The 13691-nt window shown below is 69.2% G+C and carries 16 protein-coding genes; 14 read left to right on the top strand and 2 right to left on the bottom strand.

Annotation, left to right across the window (positions count from 1 at the left end; genetic code table 11):
* Window positions 1–13: 13 nt before the first annotated feature.
* The 9 genes from ACSIH6_RS08810 to ACSIH6_RS08770 all read left to right on the top strand — a co-directional run bounded on the left by ACSIH6_RS08810 (window position 14) and on the right by ACSIH6_RS08770 (window position 6623).
* On the top strand, window positions 14–958 hold the full coding sequence (locus tag ACSIH6_RS08810; RefSeq protein WP_435107725.1) for an electron transfer flavoprotein subunit alpha/FixB family protein: 945 nt from the start codon (window positions 14–16) through the stop codon (window positions 956–958).
* 197 nt (window positions 959–1155) lie between these two features.
* Window positions 1156–1356: a hypothetical protein gene (locus tag ACSIH6_RS08805; RefSeq protein WP_435107724.1), complete on the top strand. Its 201-nt coding sequence runs from the start codon at window positions 1156–1158 to the stop codon at window positions 1354–1356.
* On the top strand, window positions 1343–1885 hold the full coding sequence (locus ACSIH6_RS08800) for a DUF6879 family protein (protein ID WP_435107723.1): 543 nt from the start codon (window positions 1343–1345) through the stop codon (window positions 1883–1885). The genes ACSIH6_RS08805 and ACSIH6_RS08800 overlap by 14 nt, the downstream gene beginning before the upstream one ends.
* Window positions 1885–2724 carry a helix-turn-helix domain-containing protein gene (locus tag ACSIH6_RS08795; RefSeq protein ID WP_435107722.1) on the top strand — a complete coding sequence of 280 codons (840 nt, stop codon included), beginning with the start codon at window positions 1885–1887 and terminating at the stop codon, window positions 2722–2724. Before ACSIH6_RS08800 ends, ACSIH6_RS08795 begins: the two co-directional genes overlap by 1 nt.
* A 135-nt stretch (window positions 2725–2859) precedes the next feature.
* On the top strand, window positions 2860–2976 hold the full coding sequence (locus tag ACSIH6_RS08790; RefSeq protein WP_017566230.1) for a lasso RiPP family leader peptide-containing protein: 117 nt from the start codon (window positions 2860–2862) through the stop codon (window positions 2974–2976).
* Window positions 2977–3075: 99 nt separating this feature from the next.
* Window positions 3076–4881, top strand: coding sequence for an albusnodin/ikarugamycin family macrolactam cyclase (locus tag ACSIH6_RS08785; protein ID WP_435107721.1), 1806 nt, complete (start codon window positions 3076–3078; stop codon window positions 4879–4881).
* The gene (locus ACSIH6_RS08780) at window positions 4878–5150 is read left to right on the top strand and encodes a PqqD family peptide modification chaperone (RefSeq protein ID WP_435107720.1); all 273 of its coding nucleotides are present in this window, start codon (window positions 4878–4880) and stop codon (window positions 5148–5150) included. Before ACSIH6_RS08785 ends, ACSIH6_RS08780 begins: the two co-directional genes overlap by 4 nt.
* Window positions 5147–5566 (top strand): lasso peptide biosynthesis B2 protein, encoded by a 420-nt coding sequence (locus ACSIH6_RS08775; protein WP_435107719.1) that lies wholly within the window; start codon window positions 5147–5149, stop codon window positions 5564–5566. Before ACSIH6_RS08780 ends, ACSIH6_RS08775 begins: the two co-directional genes overlap by 4 nt.
* 19 nt (window positions 5567–5585) lie before the next feature.
* The gene (locus ACSIH6_RS08770) at window positions 5586–6623 is read left to right on the top strand and encodes a methyltransferase domain-containing protein (protein WP_435107718.1); all 1038 of its coding nucleotides are present in this window, start codon (window positions 5586–5588) and stop codon (window positions 6621–6623) included.
* A gap of 79 nt (window positions 6624–6702) precedes the next feature.
* On the opposite strand, the gene ACSIH6_RS08765 is transcribed toward ACSIH6_RS08770, so the two are convergent.
* Both ACSIH6_RS08765 and ACSIH6_RS08760 read right to left on the bottom strand, forming a co-directional pair.
* Window positions 6703–7044 carry a DUF397 domain-containing protein gene (locus tag ACSIH6_RS08765; protein ID WP_435107717.1) on the bottom strand — a complete coding sequence of 114 codons (342 nt, stop codon included), beginning with the start codon at window positions 7042–7044 and terminating at the stop codon, window positions 6703–6705.
* A 2-nt stretch (window positions 7045–7046) separates the two neighbouring features.
* Complete coding sequence (locus tag ACSIH6_RS08760; protein WP_435107716.1) at window positions 7047–7898, bottom strand: helix-turn-helix domain-containing protein; 852 nt, start codon at window positions 7896–7898, stop codon at window positions 7047–7049.
* A gap of 158 nt (window positions 7899–8056) precedes the next feature.
* Here ACSIH6_RS08760 and ACSIH6_RS08755 point away from each other — a divergent pair, with 158 nt between their 5' ends.
* From ACSIH6_RS08755 to ACSIH6_RS08735, 5 genes are all read left to right on the top strand, one after another.
* Window positions 8057–8977: a helix-turn-helix domain-containing protein gene (locus ACSIH6_RS08755; RefSeq protein WP_435107715.1), complete on the top strand. Its 921-nt coding sequence runs from the start codon at window positions 8057–8059 to the stop codon at window positions 8975–8977.
* A 311-nt stretch (window positions 8978–9288) separates the two neighbouring features.
* The gene (locus ACSIH6_RS08750) at window positions 9289–9690 is read left to right on the top strand and encodes a hypothetical protein (protein WP_435107714.1); all 402 of its coding nucleotides are present in this window, start codon (window positions 9289–9291) and stop codon (window positions 9688–9690) included.
* A 119-nt stretch (window positions 9691–9809) separates the two neighbouring features.
* Window positions 9810–10688: a non-homologous end-joining DNA ligase gene (gene ligD / locus ACSIH6_RS08745; RefSeq protein WP_435107713.1), complete on the top strand. Its 879-nt coding sequence runs from the start codon at window positions 9810–9812 to the stop codon at window positions 10686–10688.
* A 109-nt stretch (window positions 10689–10797) separates the two neighbouring features.
* Window positions 10798–12063, top strand: coding sequence for a hemolysin family protein (locus ACSIH6_RS08740; RefSeq protein ID WP_435107712.1), 1266 nt, complete (start codon window positions 10798–10800; stop codon window positions 12061–12063).
* Between the two features lie 126 nt (window positions 12064–12189).
* Entirely contained in the window at window positions 12190–13674 is a 1485-nt protein-coding gene (locus ACSIH6_RS08735; protein WP_435107711.1) for an aldehyde dehydrogenase family protein, read from the top strand.
* Window positions 13675–13691: the final 17 nt, after the last annotated feature.

Raw genomic sequence — 13691 nt, 5'->3', positions numbered from 1 at the left:
AGGTTCAAGGGATATGGCTGAGGTCCTCGTCCTCGTCGACCACGTCGACGGACAGGTCAAGAAGGTCACCACCGAGCTGCTGACCGCCGCCCGCCGCATCGGCGAGCCCGCGGCCGTGTGGATCGGTGACGGCGCCGAGTCGGGCAGGGGCACCCTGGCCGAGTACGGCGCCGAGAAGGTCTACGTGGCTTCGGCCGAGCTGAACGACCACGTCGTGGCTCCCAGGGCCGAGCTGCTCGCCAAGCTCGCCCAGGACAGGGGCGCCGCCGCGATCCTGGTCTCGGCCACCGCCGAGAACAAGGAGATCGCGGGCCGCACCGCGGTCAAGCTGGGCTCCGGCGTGCTCACCGACGTCGTGGACGTCAACGCCGAGGTCGTCGCCGAGCACAGCATCTTCGGCGGTACCACCATCACCCACGCCCGCGTGCGCACCGGCGTGCCGGTCGTCGCGATCCGCCCGAACTCCGTCCCGGCCGAGGCAGCCTCCGGCGCCGCCGCCGAGGAGCAGGTGTCGGTGGAGGTCTCCGACGCCGCGAGGACGGCCAGGGTCGTCGAGCGCGTCAACGAGGAGCAGGGCGAGCGCCCCGAGCTCACCGAGGCCGCCGTCGTGGTCTCCGGCGGGCGCGGCGTGGGCTCCGACGACTTCTCGGTCGTGGAGAACCTGGCCGACTCGCTGGGCGCGGCCGTGGGCGCCTCCCGCGCCGCCGTCGACTCCGGCTGGTACCCGAACCAGTTCCAGGTCGGCCAGACCGGTAAGACGGTCAGCCCGAACCTGTACGTGGCCCTGGGCATCTCCGGCGCGATCCAGCACCGCGCGGGCATGCAGACCGCCAAGAACATCGTGGCGATCAACAAGGACCCCGAGGCCCCGATCTTCGAGCTGGCCGACTTCGGCGTCGTGGGTGACCTGCACGCGGTCGCCCCGCAGCTGACCGAGGAGATCAACAAGCGCAAGTAGTCGAGAGGCGCGGCTGTACCGCGCCGACCCCCGAACGCCCGGCCAGGGACCTCCCCGGCCGGGCGTTCGCGTGTCCGGGGCAGGGGGCATCGGATCGCTGGGGAGGGAGACCACCCGGAAAGATTATTCCTTTACATCAAGTAGTTATGGGAATACTCTGACTGTGGCCAAGGCCCCTGAACGAGGAGACCTCCCCCTTGAAGCTCACCAAGATCACCGATGGGTGTGAGAACAAGAACTGTCCGGCCGTCTATGAGACGGACAAGGGCACCTACATCGTGCAGGGATACGTGGTCAGTGATCCGGAGGTGCTGGCTGGTATCGGCTTGCCTGAGGGAGAGAGCGTGGTCGAAGTGCCCGCAGACATGCTGAAGGGAATCCGTTTTGTCGCTGAGTAGCGAGCGGTTCGATGGCCTGTTCGATGGGGCGGTCAAGAGTGTGTTCCGCCTGGAGACGCTGCCCGTTTACAACCCTGTCTCGGAGGCCGCGGCCCTGGAGTCCTACCTGGCCGGGGACCCCTGCCCGAGGGTGGGCGTCACCACCCCGTACATGCGGACGGTGGAGGATCAGACGAGTCGGGGCGTCCGGCGTTTCCGGGTCCACGTCGTGCACAGTCCTCTGACGGACTATCTCCGCTACGAGATGGAGTGGGGTTACACGTTCACCTCGCAAGCGGGTGAGGAGATCCTCATCCTCGACACCGCTGAACACGGGAGTCCAGAGGGCCTGGTCAACGAGGACTTCTGGTTCTTCGACGAGACCGAGGTCGTGCGGATGCACTACCGCGATGACGGTGAGTTCCTGCACCCGGAACTTTTGGCTGACGCTGACCTGGCTCACTACCGAGCCCAGCGTGACCTGGCGATGGCGAAGGCCGTACCCTTCAACGAGTATTGGAGTACGCATCCGCAGTATCACCGGGACTGATGACGACACCTGAATCGTTCGAGCGGGACCGTGCGGAGTTGGCGGAGGGAATCCGTCAGCTCCGCGCGGCTTCCGGCATGTCCGGGGTCGTCGTGGCCGAACGGCTGGGGTGGAGCCAGGCGAAGATCTCCAAGATCGAAAGAGCCAAGGTCACAGCTTCTGTCGAAGATGTGCGTGCCTTGCTCGACCTCTTCCAGCCACCGGTTGCTGAGCGTGAAAAGTTGGAAGCACGCGCACAAGAGTTGAACGACCGCTACCGTTCCCTGCGTATGCTGCGTAAGCGTGGGTTGGAGCATGAGCAACAGGGCATCAAACGGGTCGAATCATCGACGACTCTTCTCCGGGTCTTCGAGCCAAGCGTCGTTCCAGGACTGTTGCAGACGGCCGCGTACGCCCGTGCGGTGTTCAGCCGTCCTCTGTCCTGCTCTGGTGTTGACGCTGCCAAGGCTGCGACAGCCAGGCTTGATCGCCAGTCAGTGCTGTTTCAACCTGCTCGGAAGTTCCACTTCGTCATCACGGAAGCAGCGCTCCGCTGGCGTATGGGTGGATCAGTGACGATGGCGGCACAGATGGACCGCCTTGCCAGCCTGTCCACCCTCGCGAACGTGCGTGTTGGGTTGATCCCGTGGCGGGTAGAGGTGCCCGAACTGCCCAACAACGGGTTTGATATCCGCGATGACCGAGAGGTTGCCGTCGAGAATTTCACGACGCACAAGGTTCTGACTGATCCCAGGGACATCGACTTCCATCTGCGCATGTTTCAGTACTTCGCGGACGCCGCGATCTATGACGACGAAGCGCGCTCCTTCCTCGCGAAGCTGACCCGCGAGCACGCCTGAGGCCAGCTCCTCCTACCGCTTCCACCGTGACCTTACTGAAGAGACACAGAGATATTCCTTGAAGTATTAGGTTTCTTTGAATAGTCTCCTTCATGGTTGAGGGAACCACCCTCATGGATCTCGGAAGGAGTCGACGTGGAGGAACAGGACTACGAGCCCCCGATGGTGGTCGAACTCGGAGACGCCCGTGAGCTGACGCTCGGAAACGCGGCGGACGACACCGCTGACATGAACACCGCCCGTTACTACTGACCAGCCGGTGCCGCTCCGCTCCGACGGGGCGGCACCACCACGTGGGAGGAGTTCACAGGAGTGCGGAGGTACTTCGTCGGTTCCAGCACGGTCAGGGGTATGTCACCGGCCTCAGGGAGAAGAGAGGGCGACGGCGAAGGGCATGAGGTGAAGCTGTTCGGAGCGTGGCCGGAGAACCGGGTCAGGCGGATCCGGGAGGGCGGTCGCACGGCCGTAATCCTGGGGGAGTGCTTCGGAAGGCTCGTCGAACTGCGTGAGACGCTGGCCAGTGGCGAACCACTGCACGTCGTGGCCGCAAGGATGGCGGGTTTCACCGGTTCCTTCAGCGCGGTTGTCAGTCAGGGACCGGAGGTGGCCGTCGCCACGGACCTGGCTGGTCTGCACCGTGTGTGGTTTCGTGAAACCCCAGGCGCGGTCGAGTACGCGTCCAGTCCACTCCCATTGGCCGAAGCCCTCACCGAGCGACTGGATCCGGAAGCGCTGGCGGCGGGGCTGTTCTGCGGAGACTTCCACACCGGCCTTCCCGGTGGTTCCCTGTTCAAGGGGGTCACCGAGGTGGCGCCGGATCAGATTCTCGTCATACGGCGCGCAACGGTGGGACTCGTGCCACGTCTCACCGAGCGACAGAGAATGACGGTTCCGACCGCGGGGAGGGTCCTTCGCGAAGCCCTGGACACGGGTGTTCGGGAGCGCGTTGTCGGAACCCGAGCGGTGACCGCCGACCTCTCGGGCGGGATGGACTCCTCCTCCTTGGCACTGTTGGCGGCACGGCACCACCACGAGCGCGTATCGGCCCTGACCTACTCCGACCCCTTCGCCCTCAACGACGACGACACCGGATACGCCGCGCGTCTGGCGGCTCAGGAACCGCGACTGGCCCAGGTCGTCATCGAAGGCGGTGGGGAGACACTGCCGTTCACCGACATGGACGCGGTTCCGTGGACCGATCATCCGAGCCTGGACACCGTGATCTTCGCGCGTGACCGGGCTCGTCTGCTGCCCGCGTCCGGCTCCTCGGTCCATCTGGCCGGAGACGGCGGGGACGTGGTGCTCGGCGCTCCGCTGACCTATCTCGCGGCTCTGGTCCGGACGGGCGGTCCGCGACGCTTCGTCCGGGAGGCACGGGGATGGGCGCGGCTGCGGCACCGGCCAGCGCACAAGGTTATGCGCGCGGCCTGGCGTACTGGGAGAACGACGTACTCTGACACGCTCGCCACCCTGGCCGCGTGCCTGGAGGGAGATGCCCCGCACCGTGCGCTGGGGCGGTCTCAGCAGATCGAGCGCGGTATCGCTTGGGGCCAGCTGAGCCAGTGCACCGCATGGGGTTCCCCGAAAGCCCGTGGCGCCGTCGCTGGTCGTCTTCGGCAGGCCGCCCGGGACGTGAACGTCCCCGAGGGAGTCGAGGCGCACACTCTGCGGACGATACGTCAGCACACGTTCGACACCCGCTTGTTCGTCGCCATCGCCGAGCACATCGGCGTGGAGGTGGCTCTGCCGTTCTTCGACAACCAGGTCGTGGCCGCCTGTCTCTCGGTACCCGCTGTGGAGCGGGTATCGGTCGCTCAGACCAAGCCCCTGCTGAAGGCGGCCCTGTCCGAAGTCGTGCCGAGTGAGTTGTACGCGCGGCGGACCAAGGGCGATTACGGCGCGTGTGAGTACCACGGTGTCCGCCGCAACGCCGCCGCACTCCGGGCTCTCCTCGGGGAGTCCCGTCTCGGGGATCTCGGGATCATTCGGCCGGATCTCGTCCTGGCGGAGCTTGAGCGGGCGATCGGCGGAGAACACGCGGCGATGGCGGGGATCAACCAGGTCATCGCCGCCGAGGTCTGGTTGCGCAAGCTCGAACGCCTCCCTGCGCCGGTGACGGCCGGGCGCGCGTCTGTCCTGGAGGGATACCGGCGATGAGACTCATCCCCGCCCCAGACGTCCGGTTCGCGGGTACCGACGACGGCGCGATGCTCCTGGACCTGTCCACGGGGAGGTTCTACGGCCTCAACCCGACCGCCGCCATCATGTGGCGGCACATCGCGGCCGGGACGGCACCGGAGATCATCGCCGAGCAGCTCTCCGGTGAACTGGGCGTTGCCGGGGAACGGTTGCTGTCCGATGTCCGAAGCCTCGTGGCCGTACTGCACCGACATGGCGTGCTCGTGGGTGAGGAAGCGACCCCATGAGCTCTCACATGGCCCTTCCGCCGTCTCCCTCCGCTCGACTCCGATGGCGTCACCGCTGCGCCGGGATGCTCGGGTTCACCATGGCCGTGGTCCTGCTGCGCTTTCCCCTCAAGTGCAGCGTGGCGTTCGTCGGAAAACTCAAGTCTCGCGTCGCGCGCTCTGCCACCGTTGAGGAGGCCACGATCATCGTGGCCGCGGCTCGTGCGCCCGCGCGCTGGTTCCCCGGCCGTGCCGCCTGCCTGGAGGACTCCCTCGCCGCCGCTCTCACCGCGCTCCTGATGCGTCGAACCGTGGACTGGTGTATCGGTGCGCGGCTCATGCCGTACGCGGCACACGCCTGGATCGAGGCCTCGGGTGTCTCGGTGGGTGAGGCACGGGCTCCCGACCGCCCCTATCTCCTGCTTCGACGGACATGACACGCACTGGTGAAGGGACATGATGAACAACAGCCCCCATGTCGAAGCCGCCCTCGCGGCCGTCGACGAGGACTACTACACGCTTCTCCCCGACGGTCGTCTCGTCACACAGAGCACGGTCGCCACGGCCATCGCCGGAATGCTCGGCCAGCTCGATGTGCGGCCTGGTATGCGGGTGCTGGAGATCGGCACGGGGTCGGGCTTCTCCGGTGCGCTCCTGTCGGAGCTGGTCGGGTCGGCGGGCTCGGTGGTGTCGATGGACGTCGTGGCCAGCCTCAGTGAGCGGGCGCGCGACCTGCACAAGGGTCAGGGCCGGACCAACGTCGAGCTGGTCACCGGGGATGGTGCGGCCGGAGCACCGGACCGGGGTCCGTTCGACCGGATCGTGGCCTGGGCGACTCCGAGTCTGGTGCCCGAGAGTTGGGTGGCGCAGGCCTCCGCGGGGGCCGTGATCGTTGCTCCGGTGGAGGTCACGCCGTGGGTGAAGACCAGCGCGATCCTGCGTGCCCATCTCGACGCCGAGGGACGGCTCCGCGGGGACGAGTTGTCGTCGGGACGGTACGTGGAGATGCATGACGAGGTGTTGGATCAGTGGCTGGTGCCGCCTCGCGGTGTTGACGCGCTGTTCCGTGCTTCGGACGACCAGGCGTGGTGGATCTCGGCAGCGTGGGCGCGGAAGGATGTGGAGGGAGCGGTGGAAGTGCTTCGGGGATTCTCCGAGCGGAAACTGTCCCGGCTGCGGGTGCTGGCTGAGGGGGAATCGGCCGAGGACCTGAGGGCCTGCCTTTACGCGACCCGCGCGGACGAGATCAGCGTGGTGGGCATGGGGGACTCGGGAGGAACGCTGGGTTACGCGGACGCCACCGGGTTCGCGGTGTTCGCCCCGGGGGCCACTGGGGACGTCGTCCACGGCGGAGCGGTGACCGCCGTGGAGAGGGTTGGGGCGTGGGTGGACGCGTGGAGGCAGGCGGGACGTCCGGGATACGGGAGCCTTCGGCCGGTGCTGAAGCGTGTGGAGGGCGGTTGGCGGGTCCGCGCCGAACTCGCGGGCGGGTGAGGATCCCTCTTCGCTGAAGCAGACGAACGAGGGGTGGGCCTGGCCATCTTCTGCGGCCAGGCTCACCCCTCGTCGTGTGTCAGCGGGCGTCGCGTCTTGTGGTGTTGAGGAAGGCACGCCACTCGGGGGCGTCGAAGGCGAGTGCGCCGAGCTCGCGGTTCTTGGTGTCGCGCATGGCGGCGCCGTTGTCCAGAGCAGCGATCTCCACACACTCCCCGTGCGCGGCGCTGTGGGAGCTCTTACGGAACTGTGCCGGAAGGTGTGCGACCTCGACACAGTTGGTGTTCCTGCCGCTGTGGGAGGACTTCCGGAACGACGCGGAGATGTGTGCGACCTCGACGCATTCCCCGTGAGAGCCGCTGTAGCTGCTTGTGAACCACGGGCCCAACGGTGTGTGCTCGTGAGCTTCTTCGGGCCGCATCTCTATCCCTCTGTTTCGTACTGGTGGAGAAGCCGCTGCAACAGGTCGTGGGTCTGGGGTGTGTTGGTCGCGGCTGCTCTCAGGTGGTCGAGTAGCTTGCGGTGCGCAGCTACCTCTCTCGGATGGTCCAGAAGCAGGTTTCGGGTGTGTGCTTCAACGTAGACGGCTTGGAGCGCGGGGTTGTCCACTTCCAGCAGGACGAACGAGCCTGACTGTAGGGCCGCGTGTGCTCCAGCGGAGTTCGGCAGAATCTGAAGGTCGACACGGGGATGCTCGGCCATCTCCGCGAGGCGCCGTGTCTGGTCACCCATCACCGCCGTCCCACCGATGTGCTTCTCCAGCGCGGCTTGGTCGATGATGGCCCAGAGGAGCGTGTCGCCTGCCAGCCATTCGTCCTGACGCTTGAGACGGACGTTGAGTAGTCCGTCGATCTCCTCGGGAGTCGCGCGCGGGTGCCCCGCTGTGAGGATCGCGCGTGCGTACCGCTCTGTCTGCATGAGACCGGGGACCAGGCGGTCCTGGTACGTGGCGATCTGTGTCGCGACTCGTTCGAGGTCGATGTACTGACCGTAAGCCTTCGCCACGTCGGTGTCCTGCCACCAGGAGGGAGCGACGGCCTCAGCGCGCAGGGAGACGAGGCGCTCCGTCTCCCCTTCGGGCAGTTCGAAGTGCGCCAGGACCTTGCGAAGCTGCTTTTCACGGGGGACCGTTTCGCCCCCTTCCCAGCGCACGAGCGTGCTGGCGTCAACGTCCAGCTCTTTGGCGAGCTGACGCTGAGGCGTGCGTCCGCGCAGTGTGGCAAGAGCTTGGGCGAGCTGCCACTGAGCGATGGTCGGGCTCTCCTTAGACGGCATGGGACAAGCGTCCCGCCCTTCGGGGATCTACTCAACTCGGACATGCAATGCGTTATTGCAAAGTAGATTGCAATGCATGCACGCATTGTGCTTCGGTGTAGTGGAGATCTCACACCGCTTCTTCGGCGTGTGTGCCGCTCACTCCTCTGGAGGAAGTGATGAACGCAAGTCGGCAGGTTCGGACGGAACCGGGCCCGGAGCGGTCGGAGTGGGAGAGGTTCGGGGCGCGGGTGCGGCAGTTGCGCACGGGGGCGGGACTGTCCCCGGGCGACCTCGCACTGAGGGAGGTGTGCTGGCCCGGTCTCCTGGAGCGGATCGAGTCGGGCGACCACGCGCCCGCCCGTCATCTCGCCGACTACCTGGACCGGAAGATCGACACCAAAGGCGTCCTACTGGACTCCTGGGCGCGGGCGCTCATCCAGTCCCACCTGGACGACGGCGGTCCCGTGGAACCTCTCCAGAGCGAGGCCCGCCAGATTCGGGAGTTCAATCCCGGCGTCATTCCGGAGTTCTTCCAGACCGAGGACTACGCGCGGGCGCTGGCGGAGGCGTCGCGCTCGCTGGGCATCAGCGTTCCGCACGCGGAGGCGGCGCGTGCTCAGCGGGTCCGGGTGCCCCTGTACAACACCTGCGCACCACCGTTCTACGGCATGGTCCTGAACGAGTCGGTGCTGCGCGAGGTGGTCGGAAACCCCGAGGTCATGCGGGCGCAGCTGGAACACCTGGCCAGGGCGGTGAGCCGTGACCACATCAGCCTGCACATCGTCCCCACCAGCACCCGCCACCACCCGTGCCGCTCCGGGCCCTTCCGGGTGCTGTCCTTCAGCCCGCATCACCAGGTGGCCTACGTGCCCGTGCCGTGCGGACCCGGGCCGCTGATCACCGATCCCACCCACACGGCCGCCTACGCCGACCTCTTCGAGGCGCTCAAGGGTGAGGCGCTGCCCCGTTCCGCGTCATTCGATCTGCTGGAGCGGATCGAGCACCGGACGAAGAGCCCTCAGGCGATCACGGCCGGTCCGGAACCCGTACTTCTGTCCGACCGGATCGGTGACGGCGTCGTGCACGCCACCCACTGACAGCTGACAACAGAAAGGCCCTGGCGGGTGAAGACATCACCCCCAGAGCACGGCCAGCAACCAACCCTGAAAGGAACCGCTGACATGTCCATTGTCCCGCAACTCCCGACACCGCCGCTGCCCGCCCTACACGGGCGCCGCTGGCCCGCGCGCCTGTACCCCGGGAACCTGTCCCAGTGCTCCAGGGTTCGTGATGACCTGCGCCGCGATGTGGCGTCGGCATGGGGTACGTACCCCGTCGTTCCGTTCCCCTTCTGCGCTGACCTCGGTACGGCGGTCTGGGCTCAGTTCGACCTCGCGGAGGAGGCCCGATGAGTACGGCGACTCTCGACCCGCGTATGCGCGAGGTCCTCAGGGCGCCACGGGGACGCCGCTTCTCACCCGGTGCGGCGGCTCGCGGACGTGCTGTCTCTCCGACCTCTGACCCGTGGTTCACCCCGCGTGGTCAGGCGATGCTCGCGCGGATGCGGGGCAACCCCCGCGTCGAGTACCGGCTTCAGCACGGCCCCCTGCCCACCTGGATGCGCGTGGAGGAGGAGCGGCGGGCACGGCCGATCCGGGGGAGCGCCGAGAGGGAGCCCCGACAGCCGTCTCGACCGGAGCGCGGCCGACACCGGCGTCGCGATCGCCTGGGCTGGTGGGTCGCGGCCACCTGCTGCGGTGCGTTCCTGGCGGGCGCGATCGCCGGGCAGGTCTCCGTCGCCCTGCTGTGAACCTCCCGCCATGACACCCGGTCAGGGACCTCCCCGGCCGGGCGTTCGTGCCTTCCGGGGCCCGTTTCCGGGACCGCCGCCCGGGTAGGCGGGCCGCACGGCGGCGAACGGGGGAGGCCATGGCGACGGAGACCGCGGGGGTGCGCGCGGGGCGGCGCGTGGTGGAGGTGCGCAGGCCCGGCAAGCCGCTGTTCGGCGAGGGCGGGGCGACCAAGGAGGACCTGGCGCGGTACCACGCCCGGATCGCCCCCCTGATGCTGCCGCACCTGCGCGACCGGCCGGTGGCCCTGGCGCGCTTCCCCGACGGGATCGACGCGCAGGGGTTCTTCGTCAAGCACCCGTCGGTTCCGGACTGGGTGGGGACCGTGGAGACCAGCGGCGGCCGGATGATGCTGTGCCAGGACGCTGCGGCGCTGGTCTGGTGCGCCGACCAGGCGGCGATCACCGTGCACGCCTGGCAGTCCCGGCAGCCGAACCTGGGCCTGCCCGACCGGATGGTGATCGACCTCGACCCCGCCGGGGACGGCCCCGAGGCCTTCGCCGCCTGCCGCGCCGCGGCGCGGGACGTACGGGAGGTGCTCGACGACCTGGGCCTGGCCGCCTACGTGATGACCAGTGGTTCCCGGGGGCTGCACGTGCGCTCGCCGCTGCGGCCCGAGGCGGACGACCAGGAGGTCCGAGTGCTGGCGGAGGCGGTCGCGGACCGGGTGGCGGCCCGGCGGCCGGACGAGCTGACCACCGAGGTGCGCAGGGCCGCGCGAGGGGACCGGTTGTTCGTGGACTACCTGCGCAACGGCCGCGAACAGCTCGCGGTGGCCCCGTACTCGGTGCGGGCCAGACCGGGCGCGCCGATCGCGGCGCCGCTGACCTGGGAGGAGCTGGAGAAGGTGGAGACGGCCCGGGACCTCACGATCGGCCTGGAGCGCGAGGAGTGCCCGTTCGCGGGGATGGGACGGCACGCCCGCTCCCCGCGCGGGGCCCTGGAGCGGCTGGGCTGAGCCGCGGGGCGAGGGCCAGGAGTCCGGACCCCCGGGCGGTGTGTGGCCCGCGGGTTTCGGGGAAGGAATCCCAGCTCCGGAGACCGACCGACGACCGCGGAGGAGTCCCATGGAGGGCTACGGGGCCCAGATCGGCCTCGTGCTGGTCCTGGTCGTGGTGAACGCCGTGTTCGCGGGCAGCGAGATCGCCCTGATCACGCTGCGGGAGGGACAGATCAGGCGGCTGGAGGAACGCGGCCCGGGCGGCCGCGCGGTGGCCCGGCTCGCCCGCGACCCCAACCGGTTCCTGGCCACCATCCAGATCGGCATCACCCTCGCGGGCTTCCTCGCCTCCGCCGCCGCGGCCGTCTCACTGGCCCGACCCCTGGTCGAGCCGCTGGGCTTCCTGGGCTCCTACGCGGCCCCGGTGTCGGTCGTGCTGGTCACCGTCGTGCTCGCCTTCGTCACCCTGGTCCTGGGCGAACTCGCCCCCAAGCGCATCGCCATGCAGCGCGCCGAGCCCTGGGCGCTGCTCGTGGCCCGCCCGCTCAACGCGCTGGCGCTGCTCTCCCGCCCCGCGGTGTGGCTGCTCAGCGTCTCCACCGACCTGGTGGTCCGGCTCAGCGGGGTGGACCCGAAGGGCATGCGGGACGAGGCCACCGAGGAGGAGCTGCGCGACATGATCGCGGCCCAGGGCCAGATGACCCCCGAGCAGCGCACCATCCTCTCCGGGGCCTTCGACATCACCGGGCGGACGCTGCGCCAGGTCCTGGTCCCGCGCCCCGACGTGGACACCGTCCCCGCCGACCTGCCCGCGCGCGAGGCGGCCCTGCTCCTGGCCGAGCGCGGCCACTCGCGCGCCCCGGTGGTCGCCCGGGGCGACATGGACGACATCGTCGGCGTGGTGCACTGGTCCGACCTCCTGCGGGGCGAGGGCACGGCCGAGGACCTGGCCCGCGAGCCGCTGCTGCTCCCCGACTCGCTGACGGTGTCCGCCGCGCTGCACCGGCTCACCGTCGAACGCCAGCAGCTGGCCGTCGTGATCGGCGAGAGCGGCGAGGTCAGCGGCATCGTCAGCCTGGAGGACCTGCTGGAGGAGGTCGTCGGCGAGATCTACGACGAGACCGACACCGACGAGCGCGCCCCCGCCCGGCTGGACGGCGGCGCCCTGCGCCTGCCCGGCACCTACCCCGTCCACGAACTGGAGGACCTCGGCGTCGTCCTCACCGACCGGCCTCAGGGCAGCTACGTGACCGTGGCCGGGATGGTCCTGGTCCTGCTCGGCCACATCCCGGAGGAGCCCGGGGAGAGCGTGGACCTGGGCGGTTGGACGGCCACGGTCACCGGGGCCGACGGCCGCGTCGTCAGCGAGCTCCTGCTCAGCCCCGCCCGCTGAGGACCACGGGCGACAAGGGCGGTCGCGGAGTCGCTGAACAGTTGGCCAAGAGGCGGCAAGTCCCGTTGCCCGCGCTCCGGGCAGGGGCGACCGTGGCATCAGTGACGCCGAAGCAGGGGAGGGCCGATGCACGCGGACCGCAGGCCGGACGCCTACACGGGGCTGGACCGGATGCCCATCGGGGGCCAGTGGCGGCACGGATCGTCCGGGAGCGTCGTCCAGGACGTGGATCCCTACGACGACACGGTCCTGGCCGAGTTCCGCCTGGCCGACGAGGGCGACGTGGACCTGGCCTACCGCGAGGCGCAGCGGGCGTGGCCGGGCTGGGCCGCGACCCCCGCCGCCGAGCGCGCGGAGGTCTTCGTGCGGGCCCTGCGCGTCCTGGACGCGCGCCGCGAGGAGATCATCGACTGGCTGGTCCACGAGGCCGGGGCGGTCCGCGAGCGCGCCGAGTTCGAGTGGCGGCTGGTGCGCAGCGGCATGGTCGAGGTGACCTCCTACCCCACACGGGTCCTGGGCCGGATCCTGCCCGGCATCACCCCGGGCAAGGAGAACCGCGTCTACCGCGAACCCCTCGGCGTGGTCACGGTGATCAGCCCGTGGAACTTCCCGTTCCAGCTCTCCCACCGCTCCGTCGCGCCCGCCGTCGCCCTCGGCAACACCGTGGTCCTCAAACCCGCCGAGAACACCCCGGTCACGGGCGGGCTGCTGCTCGCCCGGATCTACGAGGAGGCCGGACTCCCGCCCGGGGTGATCAACGTGGTCGTCGGCAGGGGCGGTGAGATCGGCGACGCCCTGGCCACCCACGAGCTCGCCCGGATGATCTCGTTCACCGGCTCCACCGAGGTCGGCCGCCACATCGCCCGGCAGATCCCGCTCAAGAGGCGCGCGCTCGAACTCGGCGGGAACGGGCCGCTGGTGGTGCTGGAGGACGCCGACCTCGACCTGGCCGCGGACGCCGCCGTGTTCGGCTCCTACTACCACCAGGGCCAGATCTGCATGGCCACGAACCGGGTCGTGGCCGACGCCGCCGTCCACGACGAGCTGGTCGAGCGGATGCTCGTGCGCGCCCGGGCGCTGCGGGTGGGCGACCCCTCCGACCCCGCCACCCAGATCGGCCCCATCATCGACGACGAGCAGCGCGACGGCGTGCGGGACGTGGTGGCGCGCTCCGTCGAGCAGGGCGCGCGGCTCCTGCTGTCCGGTGAACCGACCGGCCCGGCGGGCAGGGTCCTGCCGCCCCACCTGCTGCTGGCCGCCAACGACATGCCGAGCGCGGCCGAGGAGGTGTTCGGCCCGGTGGCCACGGTCGTTCGCGCCGAGGACGAGGAGGACGCGCTGCGCATCGCCAACGACACCGAGTACGGGCTGTCCAGCGCGGTGCACACCCGTGACGCCGAGCGGGGGGTGCGCTTCGCCCGCCGCCTGGGGGCGGGCATGACGCACGTCAACGACTCCACGCTCAACGACGAGGCCAACACCGCCTTCGGCGGGGAGAACCACTCCGGGCTCGGCCGGTTCGGCGGTGAGTGGGCGATGGAGGAGTTCACCGCCGACCACTGGGTCAGCGTCCAGCACACGCGCCGCAGGCTGCCGTTCGACCTGGAGTGAGCGGGCCCGACGGCCGG

The organism is Nocardiopsis synnemataformans (assembly GCF_965343085.1).
Lineage (GTDB): Bacteria > Actinomycetota > Actinomycetes > Streptosporangiales > Streptosporangiaceae > Nocardiopsis > Nocardiopsis alborubida.
The sequence above is the reverse complement of the archived record's forward strand: the minus strand, read 5'-3'. Positions and strand labels throughout refer to the sequence as shown.

Excerpts from the sequence above, each read along its gene's own strand:
- ACSIH6_RS08810 (WP_435107725.1), top strand. The coding sequence starts at position 14 with ATGGCTGAGGTCCTCGTCCTCGTCGACCACGTCGACGGACAGGTCAAG.
- ACSIH6_RS08795 (WP_435107722.1), top strand. The coding sequence starts at position 1,885 with ATGACGACACCTGAATCGTTCGAGCGGGACCGTGCGGAGTTGGCGGAG.
- ACSIH6_RS08785 (WP_435107721.1), top strand. The coding sequence starts at position 3,076 with ATGTCACCGGCCTCAGGGAGAAGAGAGGGCGACGGCGAAGGGCATGAG.
- ACSIH6_RS08780 (WP_435107720.1), top strand. The coding sequence starts at position 4,878 with ATGAGACTCATCCCCGCCCCAGACGTCCGGTTCGCGGGTACCGACGAC.
- ACSIH6_RS08775 (WP_435107719.1), top strand. The coding sequence starts at position 5,147 with ATGAGCTCTCACATGGCCCTTCCGCCGTCTCCCTCCGCTCGACTCCGA.
- ACSIH6_RS08770 (WP_435107718.1), top strand. The coding sequence starts at position 5,586 with ATGATGAACAACAGCCCCCATGTCGAAGCCGCCCTCGCGGCCGTCGAC.
- ACSIH6_RS08765 (WP_435107717.1), bottom strand. The coding sequence starts at position 7,044 with ATGCGGCCCGAAGAAGCTCACGAGCACACACCGTTGGGCCCGTGGTTC.
- ACSIH6_RS08760 (WP_435107716.1), bottom strand. The coding sequence starts at position 7,898 with ATGCCGTCTAAGGAGAGCCCGACCATCGCTCAGTGGCAGCTCGCCCAA.
- ACSIH6_RS08755 (WP_435107715.1), top strand. The coding sequence starts at position 8,057 with ATGAACGCAAGTCGGCAGGTTCGGACGGAACCGGGCCCGGAGCGGTCG.
- ACSIH6_RS08750 (WP_435107714.1), top strand. The coding sequence starts at position 9,289 with ATGAGTACGGCGACTCTCGACCCGCGTATGCGCGAGGTCCTCAGGGCG.
- ligD (WP_435107713.1), top strand. The coding sequence starts at position 9,810 with ATGGCGACGGAGACCGCGGGGGTGCGCGCGGGGCGGCGCGTGGTGGAG.
- ACSIH6_RS08740 (WP_435107712.1), top strand. The coding sequence starts at position 10,798 with ATGGAGGGCTACGGGGCCCAGATCGGCCTCGTGCTGGTCCTGGTCGTG.
- ACSIH6_RS08735 (WP_435107711.1), top strand. The coding sequence starts at position 12,190 with ATGCACGCGGACCGCAGGCCGGACGCCTACACGGGGCTGGACCGGATG.